This is a genomic window from Blastomonas sp. AAP53, assembly GCF_000331245.1.
Classification (GTDB): domain Bacteria; phylum Pseudomonadota; class Alphaproteobacteria; order Sphingomonadales; family Sphingomonadaceae; genus Blastomonas.
On the sequence record NZ_ANFZ01000002.1, the window covers coordinates 10,001 to 26,043 of the forward strand.

At 63.2% G+C, this 16,043-nt stretch carries 16 protein-coding genes (1 of these 16 cut by a window edge); 12 read left to right on the forward strand and 4 right to left on the reverse strand.

Annotated features, from left to right (window positions below; translation table 11 throughout):
• The 9 genes from D618_RS0100060 to D618_RS0100100 all read left to right on the forward strand — a co-directional run.
• Positions 1 to 223 carry the 3' end of a curli assembly protein CsgF gene (locus D618_RS0100060; RefSeq protein WP_238550554.1) on the forward strand. 227 nt of this gene lie to the left of the window's left edge, so only the last 223 of its 450 coding nucleotides appear in the window; the start codon falls outside the window, past its left edge; it ends in the stop codon at positions 221 to 223.
• A 41-nt stretch (positions 224 to 264) separates the two neighbouring features.
• The gene (locus D618_RS0100065) at positions 265 to 1,215 is read left to right on the forward strand and encodes a CsgG/HfaB family protein (RefSeq protein WP_017669435.1); all 951 of its coding nucleotides are present in this window, start codon (positions 265 to 267) and stop codon (positions 1,213 to 1,215) included.
• A 289-nt stretch (positions 1,216 to 1,504) separates the two neighbouring features.
• Positions 1,505 to 3,136, forward strand: coding sequence for a hypothetical protein (locus D618_RS0100070; RefSeq protein ID WP_017669436.1), 1,632 nt, complete (start codon positions 1,505 to 1,507; stop codon positions 3,134 to 3,136).
• A gap of 122 nt (positions 3,137 to 3,258) precedes the next feature.
• Positions 3,259 to 4,575 carry a hypothetical protein gene (locus D618_RS0100075; protein WP_017669437.1) on the forward strand — a complete coding sequence of 439 codons (1,317 nt, stop codon included), beginning with the start codon at positions 3,259 to 3,261 and terminating at the stop codon, positions 4,573 to 4,575.
• A 68-nt stretch (positions 4,576 to 4,643) separates the two neighbouring features.
• Positions 4,644 to 6,317 (forward strand): hypothetical protein, encoded by a 1,674-nt coding sequence (locus tag D618_RS0100080; RefSeq protein WP_017669438.1) that lies wholly within the window; start codon positions 4,644 to 4,646, stop codon positions 6,315 to 6,317.
• Between the two features lie 103 nt (positions 6,318 to 6,420).
• On the forward strand, positions 6,421 to 7,107 hold the full coding sequence (locus D618_RS18835) for a hypothetical protein (protein WP_152414448.1): 687 nt from the start codon (positions 6,421 to 6,423) through the stop codon (positions 7,105 to 7,107).
• 31 nt (positions 7,108 to 7,138) lie between these two features.
• Entirely contained in the window at positions 7,139 to 7,888 is a 750-nt protein-coding gene (locus tag D618_RS0100090; RefSeq protein ID WP_152414449.1) for a hypothetical protein, read from the forward strand.
• Positions 7,869 to 8,276, forward strand: coding sequence for a hypothetical protein (locus tag D618_RS0100095; protein ID WP_017669441.1), 408 nt, complete (start codon positions 7,869 to 7,871; stop codon positions 8,274 to 8,276). The genes D618_RS0100090 and D618_RS0100095 overlap by 20 nt, the downstream gene beginning before the upstream one ends.
• 7 nt (positions 8,277 to 8,283) lie before the next feature.
• Entirely contained in the window at positions 8,284 to 9,363 is a 1,080-nt protein-coding gene (locus D618_RS0100100) for a LuxR C-terminal-related transcriptional regulator (RefSeq protein WP_193746652.1), read from the forward strand.
• 19 nt (positions 9,364 to 9,382) lie between these two features.
• Here the strand turns inward: D618_RS0100100 and D618_RS0100105 are convergent, their stop codons facing one another.
• Positions 9,383 to 9,781, reverse strand: coding sequence for a RidA family protein (locus D618_RS0100105; protein ID WP_017669443.1), 399 nt, complete (start codon positions 9,779 to 9,781; stop codon positions 9,383 to 9,385).
• An 80-nt stretch (positions 9,782 to 9,861) separates the two neighbouring features.
• Here D618_RS0100105 and D618_RS0100110 point away from each other — a divergent pair, with 80 nt between their 5' ends.
• Genes D618_RS0100110 through D618_RS0100120 form a run of 3 tightly spaced genes read left to right on the forward strand, consistent with a single transcriptional unit; the run spans position 9,862 to position 12,756 of the window.
• The gene (locus D618_RS0100110; protein ID WP_017669444.1) at positions 9,862 to 10,725 is read left to right on the forward strand and encodes a cytochrome b/b6 domain-containing protein; all 864 of its coding nucleotides are present in this window, start codon (positions 9,862 to 9,864) and stop codon (positions 10,723 to 10,725) included.
• Positions 10,722 to 11,498 carry a molybdopterin-dependent oxidoreductase gene (locus D618_RS0100115; protein ID WP_017669445.1) on the forward strand — a complete coding sequence of 259 codons (777 nt, stop codon included), beginning with the start codon at positions 10,722 to 10,724 and terminating at the stop codon, positions 11,496 to 11,498. The genes D618_RS0100110 and D618_RS0100115 overlap by 4 nt, the downstream gene beginning before the upstream one ends.
• A gap of 28 nt (positions 11,499 to 11,526) precedes the next feature.
• Positions 11,527 to 12,756 (forward strand): class I SAM-dependent methyltransferase, encoded by a 1,230-nt coding sequence (locus D618_RS0100120; protein WP_017669446.1) that lies wholly within the window; start codon positions 11,527 to 11,529, stop codon positions 12,754 to 12,756.
• Here the strand turns inward: D618_RS0100120 and D618_RS0100125 are convergent.
• From D618_RS0100125 to D618_RS0100135, 3 genes are all read right to left on the reverse strand, one after another.
• Positions 12,748 to 13,881, reverse strand: a complete 1,134-nt coding sequence (locus D618_RS0100125; RefSeq protein ID WP_017669447.1) for an MBL fold metallo-hydrolase — start codon at positions 13,879 to 13,881, stop codon at positions 12,748 to 12,750. The genes D618_RS0100120 and D618_RS0100125 overlap by 9 nt on opposite strands.
• The gene (locus D618_RS0100130; RefSeq protein ID WP_017669448.1) at positions 13,881 to 14,588 is read right to left on the reverse strand and encodes a DUF1013 domain-containing protein; all 708 of its coding nucleotides are present in this window, start codon (positions 14,586 to 14,588) and stop codon (positions 13,881 to 13,883) included. Before D618_RS0100130 ends, D618_RS0100125 begins: the two co-directional genes overlap by 1 nt.
• Positions 14,589 to 14,711: 123 nt before the next feature.
• Entirely contained in the window at positions 14,712 to 16,034 is a 1,323-nt protein-coding gene (locus D618_RS0100135; RefSeq protein ID WP_152414450.1) for a tetratricopeptide repeat protein, read from the reverse strand.
• Positions 16,035 to 16,043: the final 9 nt, after the last annotated feature.

The following is a 16,043-nucleotide window of genomic DNA, read 5'->3' on the forward strand; positions in this document are numbered from 1 at the left end:
CATCTTCGCCCGCCAGTTGCAATCGCGCCTTCTGTCGGCTCTGTCGTCGCAGATTGTCACTGCAATTTTCGGGGACAACCCCCAGGAAAGCGGCACGATCAGTTTTGGCGGTCAGACTGTCAATTTCATCCGCTCGCTGACCGAGGTGACGATCACCATCATCAACGATGATACCGGTGAAGAGACCGTCATTGTCGTGCCGACCTTTCTAGAGGTCGACTGATCATGACCAGGCTCCCCTTCCTTGGGCTGACAGCAACAGCCATGGCCCTGGCTCTGGGCGGATGCACCACTGTCGGTGGCAGCGGCAAGGCTTTCGTTCCCGAAACGACCAGCTATGCCTATATCCCCAACGCCACCCAGACCCAGCAACTGCTCAACTCGATCCCGGCACCCTCGCGCCAGGTAGCGGTCGCGGTGTACAGCTTCACCGATCAGACCGGGCAGTTCAAGCCCAGCGCCACCGGACAGACGCTGTCGCGCGCGGTCAGCCAGGGCGGCGCATCGGTCCTGGTCAAGGCATTGCAGGACGTGGGTGACCGGTCGTGGTTCACGATCGTCGAGCGCGAGAATCTGAAGAACCTGCTCAACGAGCGCCAGATCATCCGCGAAATGCGCGAACGCTATCTGGGCGAACGCGCGGTCAACCCCGACGCGTTGCCTGCGCTGCTGTTTGCCGGCGTGCTGCTGGAGGGCGGCGTGATCGGTTACGATACCAACACGCTGACCGGTGGCGCTGGCGCTGCTTTCCTGGGCATTGGCGGTCGCACTGAATATCGCCAGGACACCGTCACGGTCTACCTTCGCGCCGTATCTGTGCGGACCGGCGAAGTGCTGACCACCGTCACCGCCTCGAAGACGATTGCCTCGCAATCGTTCGGTGCGAGTGCATTCAAGTTTGTCGCTTTCCGCGAATTGCTGGAAGCGGAAGCCGGTTTCACCACCAACGAACCCGACCAGCTCGCACTGCAGCAAGCCATTGAAAAGGCTGTCTATGCGCTGGTGATGGAGGGCGTTGAGCTGAAGCTTTGGGACTTTGCCGATCGCGAGGCCGGGATGGCCAAATTGGCACAGTACCAGCTTGAGCGTGATGGCAAGTTCACCCCGGGCCAAGTGCAGCGTGCCGAGGAAAAGGCACGCAGCCTGAGCCCCATGAAGGTGAAGGACAAGGCAAAGAACGGGAAGAAAATCGAAGGGAATTCACAAACAGGGTAAAGAGCTTTGCCCTGGCCCACAGCTAGCGGCGGTGAGGCATGGGCACACACGGGCGGTCAATGTCCCCAGTGGGGGACTGCGCTGCCCGAGGATCGCGGACGAGAACCGGAGCCGGTCAGGCGGCATTCGGTGATGTAATAAAGACCTGACAAAACTCACGCACCGGAGCTGCAACTCCGATGCGTGAGCAAGACAACAATGAGTGCGTGTAAACAATCATGCTGACCCCGGCGGCAATGCTGCTTCCGGAGCAGCATGGTTATGACCCTTAAACAGAGGATGATCAACCATGAAGACCTCCATCTATACCTCCGTCTCGGCGCTCGCGCTGATGATCGCGGCCCCTGCGATGGCGCAGAGCATTTCCGACGTTGACCAGATCGGCAACGCAAACGGCGCGACCGTCAGCCAGGTTGGTAGCAATACGTCGGACATCGATCAGAACGGTGACGGTAACGTGGCCAGCGCGACCCAGACCGGTTCTGGAAATGAATCCACCATCGACCAGGACTCGCTGGGCGCTGGTGCATTTGTCACCCAGAATGGTGAGGGCAACAGTTCGAAAATCACTCAGGTCGATGCTTCGATTAACAACTCGATCAATTTGCCCGAAGATCCAGAATCGACCGTCAAGCAGACTGGCGATGACAACACGTCGGTTGTTGACCAGAACGCTGTTGCTCCCGGATTCAATCTGGTTGCCAACGTCACCCAGAACGGTGACAACAACATCTCTGACATCGATCAAGATGCAATGGGTCCCGGCTTTTCGGGCAGCATTCGTACCATCGTGACGCAGACCGGTGATGCCGATTCTGAGATCACACAGCTGGCTGGCAACACTCAGGCGAAGAACATCTTTGCCACCGTGACACAGAACGCTTCGACCTCGGACATCCTGCAGAATGCTCTGGGCAACAACGCAACAAGCCTGACGGCCAATGTCACCCAGCTCAGCGGATCGACCTCGGACATCGAGCAGACGGCATCGGGGGACGATTCGGGCGATCTGTTGGCCTCGGTCAACCAGCAGAACGGTGCGACATCCAACATCACCCAGAGCGCAGCGGGTGAAGCATCGGTAAATCAGGACGCCGTCGTGACGCAGAACGGCATGAGCACATCGAACATCACGCAGACGTTCGACAACGACGGTTCGAACACCTTCTCTGCTATCGTCAACCAGACCGGTGACGGCAACCTGTCGAACGTCACGCAGCGTGACCAAGGCTTCGGCGCCATCGGCAATGCCGACGGCGGCCTTTTTGCCAATGTGAACCAGGTCGGAGATGACAACACCACCGATCTGATTCAGGAAAACAAGTCGGCCGATGCCGATATCGATCAGACCGGCGATGGTAACACCGTCGATGCCTTCCAAGGCACGGCAGGCCAGGACTTGATCGTGCTGCAGTCGGGCGATGACAACATCTCCAACTCTACCCAGACTGGCCTCAACAATGCGGCCGATATCCAGCAGGCCGGTAACGGTGCGACGTCGACCGTGACGCAGACCGGACGCAACGATCTGGCGTTCGTCGACCAGTTGGTCGGTTCGGATGGATCGGCCTCCACCATCCTGCAGACCGGTGCCGCTGGTGCTCGCTCGGAAAACTCTGCAAATGTGACCCAGTCGGGCCTCACCAACGTGTCGTTTGTGACGCAGGACGGCTTCAACAGCACCGCAACGCTGCTGCAGTCGGGTGACGGCAATGAAAGCAGCATCACGCAGACCGGTACGGTTGTCGATTTCGGCAACTCCGCCAACGTGACGCAGTCGGGCAACGGCAACGAATCCGACGTTCTGCAGACGGGTTCGCTCAACTCGGCAACTGTGCTGCAGTCGTCGGATGGCAACGTCTCGAACGTCATCCAGAACGGCACCGGGAACAGCGCCATCGTCACGCAGGGCGGCCTCTAAGCCTCCAGCCAGCCGGGCGGACCTTTCACCGGTCCGCCCGGATATTTTCATCGGGGCACATGACCCCGGAGGGCTGCTGAAGCCTCTCAGCCGCACTCAGTCCATTTGAAGGAAACCTTCCCATGAAGAATATTCTCATGATCAGCGTGTCTGCAGCAGCTCTGGCGCTCGCCGGCCCTGCCTTCGCTCAGTCGCAAACCTCGACCATCGACCAGAACGGTAACGCCAATGCCGCGACCGTCGGCCAGGCTGGCAATGAAAACATTTCGGATATCGACCAGGACGGAAACAACAACTCCGCCACGGTCGACCAGGAAACCAACCCTGCCGGCTCGCCCACCTTCGGTGTGGCCGCCAACAATTCCGATATCACCCAGACCGGCAGCTTCAACACTGCCACTGTTGATCAGGACAACAACAATGCTGCCGGTGCGACCAACACGGTCACCATCACGCAGAACGGCGATGGCGCCAGCCTGGCAGAAGCCAATGTTGCCGACGCCACCCAGGCCGGTGACGGCAACAGCACCACGATCGATCAGGGCGTTGCCAGCCTCAACACCGGCAACACCAACAGCGCCACCACCAGCCAGGATGGCCGACTGAACGTAATCGATCTGACCCAGCTCAACGACAGCGCGACCGCCGACGTCAGCCAAACCGGCACCTCCAACACGTCGACCTCGTCGCAGGGCCGCAACAGCAGCACTGCCACGACCGTCGATCAGGAACTGATCGTCAGCCAGAACGGCGAGGGCAACAGCTCATCAATCGATCAGCGCGGTTCGAGCAACTTCGCCAATGTCTCGCAGGACGGCAACGACAACAGCTCGATCGTCAACCAGCCCGGCTTCGACAATGATGTCGGCGGCCTGATCCTCGTTGGCGTGAACCAGATTGGTGACGAGAATGAGTCGACCGTGAACCAGAGCGCCAATTTCGGCTCGGCGACGATCGACCAGATCGGTAACAACCTGACCAGCTTCGTCACGCAGAGCGGCCGTGCAAACGACGCCGTGGCCGATGTCGACCAGGCCGGTTCGAACAATCTCAGCACCATCCTGCAGACCGCTTCGGCATCGCCGGTTGGTCCGGCCCGTCAGATGACGGCGCTGGTCGATCAGTCGGGTTCGGGCAACGAAAGCGACATCAGCCAGACCAACACGCTGGGTGCACCCGATATCTCGGGCAACCTCGCCGATGTTACCCAGTCGGGCACCGGAAACTATTCCGAGCTGAGCCAGGACGGCCATGAAAACACCGCCACTGTCGACCAGAGCGGTACGGGTGCCGACAGCTTCATCACCCAGCTGGGCAATGAAAACACCGCCACGGTGACGCAGTCGAGCTCGCTCGACATGTCGACGGTCAACCAGACCGGCAACGGCAACACCGCAACGGTAACGCAGGGTGCAGTCGTCGTGGGCGGCCCGATCTGATCTTTGATCTTTCCGGCTGGCACCTGTGACGGGAGGTGCCAGCCGGAGCTCTTTAGCGGAAAAAAACAATGAAAAAGCTTCTTCTCGCTGGCGCATCGTCGCTGGCCCTGCTTGCCGCCGCTCCGGCGATGGCGCAGGACAACAGCTCGACCGTCACGCAGACCGGCATCGATGGCGATGCCATCGTCGATCAGACGGGCAGCAATGCAACCTCGACGATCACCCAGGGCGGCAACACCAATGCGGCCACCGTGAACCAGGGCGGCGATTTCAACGTATCGCAGGTCGTCCAGGACAACGGCACTGGCAGCAGCGATGACAGCAACACCGCCAACGTCACACAGACCGGTGATGCAGGCTTCTCGCGCGTGGTGCAGACCAACGATTTCTCGACTGCCAATGTCGAGCAGGGCGGAACCGGTAACGATTCGCGGGTCACGCAGAGCGGCGACCTGGACCTTGCTGATGTCGAGCAGGAGGGGACCGACAATGATTCGGTGGTAACCCAGTCGGGTAACCTCAATGCGGCGACCGTCTTCCAGACCGGCGACCGCAACACATCGACCCTCACCCAGAACAGCGGCCTGAACCAGGCGATTGTTACGCAGCCTGGCGAAGACAATACCTCTACGCTGGTCCAGACCGGCCTGGGTGCCAATGTTGCCAATGTGTTGCAGAATGGCGACCGGAACACGTCGGACGTTATCCAGGGTGGCGCAGGCAATGGTGTCGGCAGCACGGCGGCTGCCGGTGTGATCCAGGACAGCGATGTCAACCTCGCGACCATTCGTCAGGCTGGCGGACTGCACGAAGCGTTCATCGAGCAGAAGGGCGGCAACGACAACATCGCCTCTATCGATCAGGGCGCCAATGCCAGCTCCGATCACACCGCCGACATCCGCCAGGATGGCTTCCAGAACACCGCTGAGATCGTGCAGCGCGGGTTCAACGAGAATGCCGACATTCTGCAGACCGGTGACGAGAACACTGCGCTTGTCGATCAGGGTGGCGGCGTCGGTCGTAACCACAATGCGTTCGTGAACCAGGATGGTAACGACAACCTGGCAGACATCGCGCAGCGCGGCGAAAACCAGACCGCAACCATCACCCAGCCCGGCGACGGCAACGAAGCCGAAGTCGACCAGGGTCGTGATCGCGCAGGGTTCCTCGGCGGCCTGTTCGATACCGGCTTCGGACAAGACCAGGTGGCGAGCATCACGCAGGAAGGCAATGACAACACCGCCAACACCACGCAGCGCGGTGAAAGCCAGAATGCGACGATTCAGCAGATCGGATCGAACAACGTGGGTGGCCTTGGCTTCACCTACGGTGCGCAGATCATCCAGGGCGGCGACAATGGCACCAATAACGCCGCGTCGATCATCCAGATCTCTGATGCCAACCGTGCGCTGACCAACCAGCAGGGCACCGGCCTCGATGCCAACGTCTCGCAAGGCGGCAATGGCAACAACGAAAGCCTGATCACGCAGACCGGCAACGGTGGTGCGGTGCTGCTCAATGCCAACGTGGTCCAGAACGGCGCAAACAACGTGTCCGAAATCACCCAGGGCGGCCTTGGCCAGACGGCCAATGTCACGCAGCTGGGCGAGACCAACCTGTCTGAAATCACGCAGACGGGCACCGGTCACTCGGCCACTGTGACGCAGAACACGGATTTCAATATCTCCACCATCACCCAGGGCGGCACTGGACATGTTGCCGTCGTCACACAGGGTAGCTGATACCCGATGACCTGACGGGCGGCATTCGCATCTGGTGCAATACCGGCATGCGAAGGCCGCCCCAAGGGTTCAAGCCCCTCTGAGGGGAACAAGGAGCGGATCTATGCGCACACATCTTGCCAGGACGGCTATCGCAGCGACAGCGCTTGCTTTCGGCTCACCGGCGGTGCACGCGCAGAACAACCCCTGTGCCGAGGGCGCCGGGGGTGGCTGCACCACGGCCGCGCTGTCGCAGCCCATCGAACTTTCAAAACCAGAGCCGGTGCGCTCCAGCGCCTATATCAGCCAGATCGGAGAGGCGAACTCCGCCACCATCACCCAGGATTCGACCCGCCAGGCCGCGAGCATCCTGCAGGATGGCACCAGGCAGGCTGCGAGCGCCATCCAGTCGGGCGATGGCACCGCCTATCTCGAGATCGACCAGGCCGGCCTGCTCAACACCATCGTCGTGCGCCAGAGCGCCGATGTGGGTGGCGGCAATATCGCGGTGGCTGCCCAGGAGGGCCAGGCCAACGCGATCCTGCTTGATCAATCTGCAACGGCGGGTAGTCTCAACACCGCGATGCTCGCTCAACAGGGAATAGGAAACCGGATGCAGCTCGATCAGGCGGGATCCGACAATCGCGCCGAACTGCTCCAGCTGGGAGACAGCAACACGATGACAGCAACGCAGAACGGATCGGCCAACCAGCTGCGCTGGGTTCAGAATGGCAGCGGCCTGTCCGACCTGCAGATCGTGCAGAGCGGCAATCAGGCAATGTCGATCACCCAGACCAACGGGGGCACATGACATGCCACGCTTGTTGCCAGCCCGGATGCGCTTGCGCCGCCTTCCGACGTTGGGCGAGCTGATCCGCACCGCCATTCTGGCATTGATCGTTCTGACTGCAGTCGGGCTGACCCAGCTGATGCCAGGTGCCTCGGCGCAGGATGGTGTTGCCAGATCGGACGACGCCGACATGGGAACAAACGCGCAGGATGATACAGGCAGCACTGCCGAAGATCGCAGTCTCGTCGTGACGACGGACCAGGCGATGCGTCCCGACCGATCGCTCCTAGTGCCCGGAATATCCGGGTCCCCGGCCGATGCCGCCGCCAGCACCGGGTCGCAACAGGTGTCCGGCAGGGCCGGCAGGCCTGCCGTGCCCAGCCAGCTGACGCCCCCGGGGCAGGATCGCGGGCAGCTGGGCACGCAGCGGCTCGCAGGATCCGACATCTGTGACGAGGGCCTGCCCGGCTCTGGCCCCGCCGTGTGCGCCCGCCCGCTGGAAACGCGCGCGGGCGAATTTGTTCGCCAAGCCCCACCGCAGCTGTCCGCCGAACAACGGCTGCTTGCGCAGCAGTTTTCAGGCCCTGTCACCGGCGATGCGACCGAGGGCACGGCGCGCAGGCTGGGCGCGGGGCGCACCGCGGAACTGAGCAATGATGATCTGGCCATTGCCTCTGTCGTGACCGCTACCCAGACCGCGCGCCAGGATCAGACGCCGGACGACGAAAGCGACATTCCCGCCGATGCGACCAACGCCATCAATGCCATATTGGGAGTGATCAATGCGCCGCCGCCCGAATGACCCGCGTTTGTGGGCAGCAGCGCTCGGCGCCTCTGCGGGGTTCGCCGCTGTGCCTGCCATCGCGGTGGAAGAGGCCATGACCGCACCAGCAGCCCAAGCGGCAGACCAGCCGGTCACGCTTGTCGTCCGACAGGATGGCAGATTGATCGATGCCCGCGTCATCGCAGCAACCCAGTGCGACTGCGGCGGCAGCTTCCGGATAGAATCGCAGACGGGCAGCTCCAACCGCTCGGTCAACACCAGCAGCTTTGGCCCCTTGCAAGAGGTGGGCAGGGTGCTCAGCCATGTCCGTTTTGGTGGTTCGGACGAATGGCGTGTCCGCCTCACCGTTTCGATCGACGGGCGCGAGGATTACGTAATCGTGCGATCATCGGATGCGGAGCTATGACCGCTTCATGATCATTCTGTCCAATCGGTACGATAGCCTCGACAGCCATATCGCTGATGCAGCGCAAGGCATCATCAGCTGGTCGGAGGCGCTCGAGGAAATAGCGCCATTGGCCGGGGCCGATGGCATATCGATGGATCTGATGTTTGGCGACAACCGGATGGTGCGGTCGCTGGGGTCGGTCGGGTTCGACCAGGCGATGGTCGATGCCTATTCGGATTACTATCACCGCGTCGATCCGCGAATTTCGATTATCCAGAAATTTGCCGACCACGGCGTGATCTTCACCGAAGAACTGCGCCGTCCCGATGGACCAGAGGGATGCACCGAATTCTGGGAGTGGCTCGACCAGTCCGATGCCCCCGGCGATGCATCCGCACTGGTCATGCCGCTCGTCGGCGATGCACGGTTGGTGCTGGCGGTTCACCGCGTGACGGGCCGGAACGACACTCCCGATATCACCGCGTTCTTCCAGCGGTTCTACGACAAGTTGAACGCCATCAACACCATGCTGCGGCGCGGGGTCTTGCCGGAAACCTGCATCGCCCCCCAGGCCTATCCGCTCAGCAATATCGACTGCTTCACCTTTGGCGTGGACGATGCGCTGCAAGTGCGTTCATCCGATCTGGTAACCCGGTATCGCCTGCCGCTCATCGGCCTTGGCCGACTGGACGAGGAAGGCCAGCTTGCGGATGTTCAACCCGATCTTCAGGCAGCACTTGGCAGCGTGTTGCAAAGCGCGCTGCCATCGCGCGAGACGGAACTGACATTCAAGGGGGCGCTCACCGATGCCATGGTGCGCGTTTCGCCTGCAGTCGACACCGAACAGGGCCGCCGGGCCGATGTCATGGTCACCTTTGTCAAGCACACGGCCGAGATCGAGAAGGTCTTCATGCGCGCGTTTGGCCTCACCCGGCGACAGGCCGAGCTGCTCGAACTGCTGCGCAAGGTCGAAAAGCTGGACGAGGCCGCGCAGATGATGGCGATCAGCCGCAATACGGCAAGGGTGTTTCTGGCGCAGATGTTCGAACGCACCGGCGTGCACAGCAAGACAGAGCTGTTGCAACTGGCCAATCGCTTCGCCTGACAGCGCGCGCTGGGTTGGTTCAGTCGGGCGCGGCCAGGGCGATCACATCGATCTCCACCATCAGCTCGGGCAGGGCCAGCGCGCGGACCTCGACGATGGTGTCGGCAGGCCAGGGCGGCGAGAAATAGCGCCGCCGCGCCTCGACGATTGCGGGAAAATTGGCCATGTCGGTGAGGTAGATCGTCACCTTGATGATGCGGCTGCGGTCGCTGCCGCCTGCTGCCAGCACGCGGTCGATATTGGCGAAGGTCTGTTCCAGCTGCGCCGCGAAATCACCTGCACCGACGATCGCGCCCTGCGCGTCGATGGCGGCCTGGCCCGACAGGAACAGCAGCCCGCCCGCCTTCCAGCCCGGCGAAATCGCATAGGCATCCAGCGGATCGGGCGAGAGGGTGATCACCGAGGCATCAGCGGGCATGACAGACAATCCTTCATCGCGTAAAAACAGAAAGGGGCAAAGGTGCGGGCAGACTGTAACCGAACGGGAACCGATTGCGAATGACCGATATGATTGCCGCTCTGGACCCAGCCGGGACAGCCCCTTCTCCCGCGCCCGTCGCCGAACCGCAGCCCGCATCGCCGATGCGCGAGCCCGATCATCGCCATGGTCTGACCACGCGGCTGTGGCATTGGGTCAATCTGGTGGCGCTGATCACGCTGTTCATGAGCGGCCTGATGATCTTCAATGCGCATCCCAGGCTGTATTGGGGCGAATATGGCAATCGTGATGAGCCTGCTTGGCTGGTCATCGGCCAGCAGGGCGCGCGGGGTTATCTGGAGATCGGTGGCGCCCGGCTCGATACCACCGGCGTGCTGGCCCGCTTTGCCGACGGCAATGGCGTGATGCGCAGCCGCGCCTTTCCCGGCTGGGCCACGATCCCCACCGACTACAACCTGGCCGATGCGCGCCACTGGCATTTCTTCTTCGCCTGGATATTCGCGTTCGGGCTGCTCGGGTTCATGGTGATCAGCCTGTTGAACGGGCACATCCGGCGCACGATCGCGATGCGTGCCGCCGAATGGCACCCGCGTACCCTGTGGAAGACGATCGTCGACCATGCCCGGTTCGATTTTCATACCGCAGCGGGCGAGGCCTATAATCCGCTGCAGAAGCTGAGCTATATCGCGGTGATCTTTGTTGCGCTGCCGCTGATGATCGTCACGGGCCTTGCGATGTCGCCGGGCACCGATGCGGCGCTGCATTGGCCCAGCATGGTTTTTGGCGGGCGGCAATCGGCGCGGTCGCTGCATTTCATCCTCGCATTCTCGCTGCTGGGCTTCATGGTGCTGCACGTGGCTCTCGTCCTCCTCCACAGGCCGCTGACGCTGCTGCGCGGCATGACGATCGGACACCGGCGATGACGGCAAGGACTCCACCCACGATCCTCACCCGCCGCGCCCTGGTCGGCTCGCTCGCGGTGGCGTCGGGCGGGCTGCTCAGCGGCTGCGATGCACTCAACGCCAACCAGGGCTGGCGCGATACGCTGCGGCTGGCGGAGGACGGCAACATGGCGGTGCAACGCGCGCTGCTGGGCTCGGGCGCACTGGCGCGCGAATACAGTCCGCGCGATATCGGCCGTTCGGTCCCTGCCAACGGCACGCGCGCGCCTGCGGATGCAGACTATCTGCGCCAGGCCGCGAGCAGTTTTTCGGACTGGACGCTGGCCATCGATGGGCTGGTCGAGCGGCCCACCCGTTTTGCCCTCGGCCAGATCCGCAGCCTGCCGCGCCAGACGCAGATCACCCGGCACGATTGTGTCGAGGGGTGGAGCGCGATCGGCAAATGGACGGGCGTCAACCTGGGTTTGCTGCTCGACAGGGTGAAGGTTCGGGATAGCGCGCGCTATCTGGTGTTCCACTGCGCCGATAGCCTGCGGGCCGGGCCCTATTACGAAAGCATCGACATGGCCGATGCGCGTCATCCGCAGACGATGATCGCGTGGGCGCTCAATGATGAACTTCTGCCCATCGGCAATGGCGCGCCGCTGCGGCTGCGGGTCGAACGCCAGCTGGGCTACAAGCACGCCAAATATGTGCGGCGGATAGAGGCGGTCGCTGATTACCGGTTGAGCTATGGCGGCGGTGGTGGATACTGGGAAGATGCAGCCGGCTATGAATGGTATGCTGGCATCTGACCTGATCGACCCCACATAGGCGCATGTCATGGCATTGATGGACCGTTTTCTGGGCCGGCTCATCCGGCAGGGCACGTTGCAACTGACCGATCATCGCGGGCAGACGCGCAGTTTCGGCGCGCCCTCGCCGGGCTTTCCCGATGTTGCGGTGCGGCTTGCCGATGCTGACGTAGCGCGCTTCATCGCGTTGCGCCCGCGGCTGGGGGCGGGCGAGGCCTATATGGATGGCCGCCTGGTCATCGAGCGCGGCGATATCATGCAGCTGATCGCGCTGGTGCGCGCCAATGCGCCCTGGGACAAGGGTGGCGATCTTCAGGTGCATGGGCCGTTGCGCAAACTGGTCAAGGCGATTGGCGGGCGGATCGACCAGATCAATCCTGCGGCCCGCTCGCAGCGCAACGTCGCGCATCATTACGATCTCGACGACCGGCTCTACGACCTCTTCCTCGATGCCGACAAGCAGTACAGCTGCGCCTACTTCACCGAGCCCGCCAACAGCCTGGAACAGGCGCAGGACGACAAGAAAGCGCATATCGCCGCCAAGCTGGCGCTCAAACCCGGCCTCAAGGTGCTCGATATCGGCTGCGGCTGGGGCGGCATGGCGCTGTATCTCAATCGTGTCGCCGATGTCGACGTGCTGGGCATCACGTTGTCGCACGAACAGCTCAAGGTCGCCCGCCGCCGCGCGGAAGAGGCGGGCGTTGCTGACCGGGTGCGCTTCGAGCTGATCGATTATCGCGCGCTCACCGGTACCTTCGACCGGATCGTCTCGGTCGGCATGTTCGAACATGTCGGGGTGCCGCAATATCCCACCTTCTTCCGCCAGTGCCGCAAGCTGCTGGCGCACGATGGCGTGATGCTGCTCCATACCATCGGTCGGATGGGCGGGCCGGGGGCGACCGATGCCTTCACCAGCAAGTACATCTTCCCGGGCGGCTATATCCCCGCGCTCAGCGAGATCATCCGTGCCAGCGAACCGTCACGGCTGATCGCTACCGATGTCGAGACTCTGCGGCTGCATTATGCGCACACCTTGCGGCTGTGGTATCAGCGCACGGTCGCAAAACAGGCCGAGATCGAGGCGCTGTACGATGCGCGCTTCTATCGCATGTGGACCTTCTACCTGGCCGGCGCGACGGCTGCCTTCGAACATGGCGGCATGTGCAACTTCCAGGTGCAATACGCCCCCAGCCGCCATGCGCTGCCGATCACCCGCGACTATATGGCCGAGGCGGAAAGCCGCTACCGGTCAGGCTGAATACCAGCCCACGCCATCGCGCACCGTGCAGGTCGCGCGGCCGGCGCACTCCAGATAGCGCAGATGCGCCAGCGCCTCGCCGGTGGCGATGCCATAGACGCTGTCATCGACATGCCGTGCGAACAGGATGCCGAAGGTATCGACCGCGCGCATCGGCTGCTGCTTGAGTGCGGCCTCGAGCACCTCGAGCCGCTCGATATGGCCGCTGGCCAGCGCATCGAGCCGGGCATGAACCCCGGTGAACGGGAATCCGTGCGCGGGCAGGATCAGCTCGTCGCCGGTCAGGGCGGCGCGGAACTTGGCGATGCTGTCGAGCCATTCGCGCAGCGGATCCGCCGTGGGTTCGCCCGTCATCATCGAGACATTGGAGGTGATGCGCGGCAGGATCTGGTCGCCTGCAATCACGATCTGCCCGGCACGGTCAACCAGGCACGCGTGTTCGGGCGTGTGGCCACCGCCGGTCATCACCGTCCAGCTGCGCTCGCCGATCTCGACCTGTGCGCTATCGTCCATCCGAACATGGCTGACCGGCACCTCCGAGACCATGCGGGCAAAATTGCCCCAGCCCTTGGCGCGCATCTGCTCCAGCCGCGCCTCGTCCCAACCGGCCAGGCGCATCTGATCGAGGGCCTCCTGCGGCGGTTCGGCGCGCACATCGGCGGTCAGCATCCGCGCCATCAACCACTCGGTGCGGTTCATCCACAGCCGCACGCCAAAGCGGCGGCACAGCCAGCCTGCCGCGCCGACATGATCGGGGTGGAAATGCGTGACCAGCACGCGGGTGATGCGGCGGCCCTGCAGCCCGTCTGCGAACAGTACCTTCCAGGCATCGGTCGAGGCGGGCATGTACAGGCCGGTATCGACAATCGCGACGCCTTCGCCCTCGTCATCGCGGTCGTCGAGCAGCCAGATGTTGATATGGTCGAGCGATCCGGGAACCGGCAGCCGGGTCCAGCCCAGGCCGGGCTGAATGGCGAAATATTCGCCATAGCCCGGTGCATGGTCGCCCAGCGGATAGGTCAGCCCGCGAAATTCCTTCGCCTCGAGGCCGTGATCGGCCAGCGAGGCATCATACGCCGGCGGCCCGGCGCGGGTGGCCGGTTCGCCCGGGGCCGCCTCGTCCATCAGGCCTGTTCGCCCGGTTCTTCCGTCTCGCTGGTGCCCAGCAATGCCGATTCGATCTCGGCCTCACGCGCGGCTTCCTCGGCGGCGCGGTTCGCAGCCTGGCGTTCGGCGCGCAGTTCCTCGATCAGTGCCTCGCGGTCACCGCCCAGACGGGTGTCGGTGGGGGTTTCCTCGATGATCCCGGCCTTCTTCGCCGCCTTGCCGACGATCGCGTCGAGCTCGCGCTGCGAGCACAGGCCCAAAGTCACCGGATCCTTGGGCTGGATGTTCGAGATGTTCCAGTGGCTGCGATCGCGGATCGCGGCGATGGTGTTGCGCGTCGTGCCGATCAGCTTGCCGACCTGCGCGTCCGAGATTTCCGGGTGGTTGCGCAGGATCCAGGCGATGCCGTCGGGCTTGTCCTGGCGCTTGGAAACCGGCGTGTAGCGCGGTCCCTTGGTGCGGCGGACCTGCGCCGGGCCGACCTGGATCTTCAGGCGATACTCGGGGTCAGCCTGGCCCTTCTCGATTTCCGACATGGTCAGTTCGCCCGCGCGCACCGGATCGCGGCCGGTATACTTGCTGCTCGCCAGATCATCCGCCATCGCCTGGACTTCAAGAATGTGCAGGCCGCAGAAATCGGCAATCTGTTCAAAGCTGAGACCGGTGTTGTCGACCATCCAGGATGCGGTCGCGTGCGGCATCAGCGGCTGGGGGTTGGCAGACATGGGCGTTCCTTTGCAAAAAAATATGGCCACCCCTCGCGGGGTGGCCGAATAACGGGTTGCATATAAGACAAAGTGCCGCGCTGAGCAAGCTGTACGCGCATCGAACGCCTATGACGGTTTTGGTCACGCCAGCGGGTTCATCGCACGCGCCAGTTTGCGCTGCGCTTCGGCTTTCTGCGTGAGGCCGCTGGCCTGATAGATATCGGCGGCGGTGCCGTGCAGATTGGGTGTACGCCAGCGCGAGGCCAGCACCTGCTCGATCATCGCGCGGGCCTCGCCGATACGGCCATTGCCCAGCAGCGCAGCGGCGAGCTTGATCTTGGCCTCGCCATAGGGCCGCGCCGTGTGGTTGGCCTCGGCCAGTCGCAGCGCGCACGGCCAGTCCTTGCGCGCCATGCAATGGTCGATCGCATGGCCATAGGTCGCTTCAGGGAACAGCTTGAGGCGCTTTTCCCAGATCGCCGAGGATCGGGCGTACAGCTGCACGGCTTCCGCCTTGTCGCCGCGCGCCTCGGCGATGGCGGCGAGCGCGTCGATGAACTCGGGGTGCCCGGTGCGCTTGACGATGCTGCGGTACAGCTTTTCGGCCTCGGCGCTCTTGCCCTGCAGCGCCAGAACCTCGGCGATATGTTCCTCGATCAGCCAGCGGCCGGGAAACAGGCGTTCGGCCTCGCGGAAATGTGCCAGCGCATCATCCAGCCGTCCGCGGTCAAGATCGAGGATGCCGCGTTGCAGCGCCATATAGCTTCGGGTTTGCGGCGTGGGCGAGCGATAGGCCCGCTCGGCCTCAGCAAAATACGCGTCTGCGGCGTCGGTATCGCCGGTGCGCGCGGCAAAGATCGCACGGCGGAAGCTGGTCGACCCCGGCACCAGGGCATCGGCCTGATCATACAGTGACCAGGCCTTGGCATAGTCGCCGCGATAAAAGGCGATGTCGCCGCGCATCGCGGCAATCTCGGCGCGGTCGCCCGGATCGGGCGGGACGGCATAGGCATCGGTCGCCGCAAGCTGCGCCTCGGCTGCCACCAGGCGGTGCATGCTGAAATTGAACGCGGCGGCCATCATGTGCGGCCCGCTGCCCCGCACGGCAACGGCGAAGGCCGCGTCCAGCGCGGTGCCTGCTGCTGCATAATCCTCGTAACGGCCTGAAAGCTGCGCGCGCGCCATCCATTCGCTCGCGTGGATTTCGTGCATCAGCCATTGGTCCGCGCCGGCCTCGGCCGCTTTTCGGGCATTGGTGACGGCAACCTGGCTGCGCTTCATCGCTTCGGCATAGGTGCGTGGCGGGCCGTTGCCCGAATACGGCGTCTCGCCCCAATCCAGCGCTTGGGGCGTTTGATTGCGCTGGCTCCACTGGCCGGTCGCCCACAGCGCGCCCATCACCAGCAGCGCCATGATCCACCACTTCCATGGCGCGAGCCGTGATCGAACCGCGAGTGCGGTCATGCCGCGTCG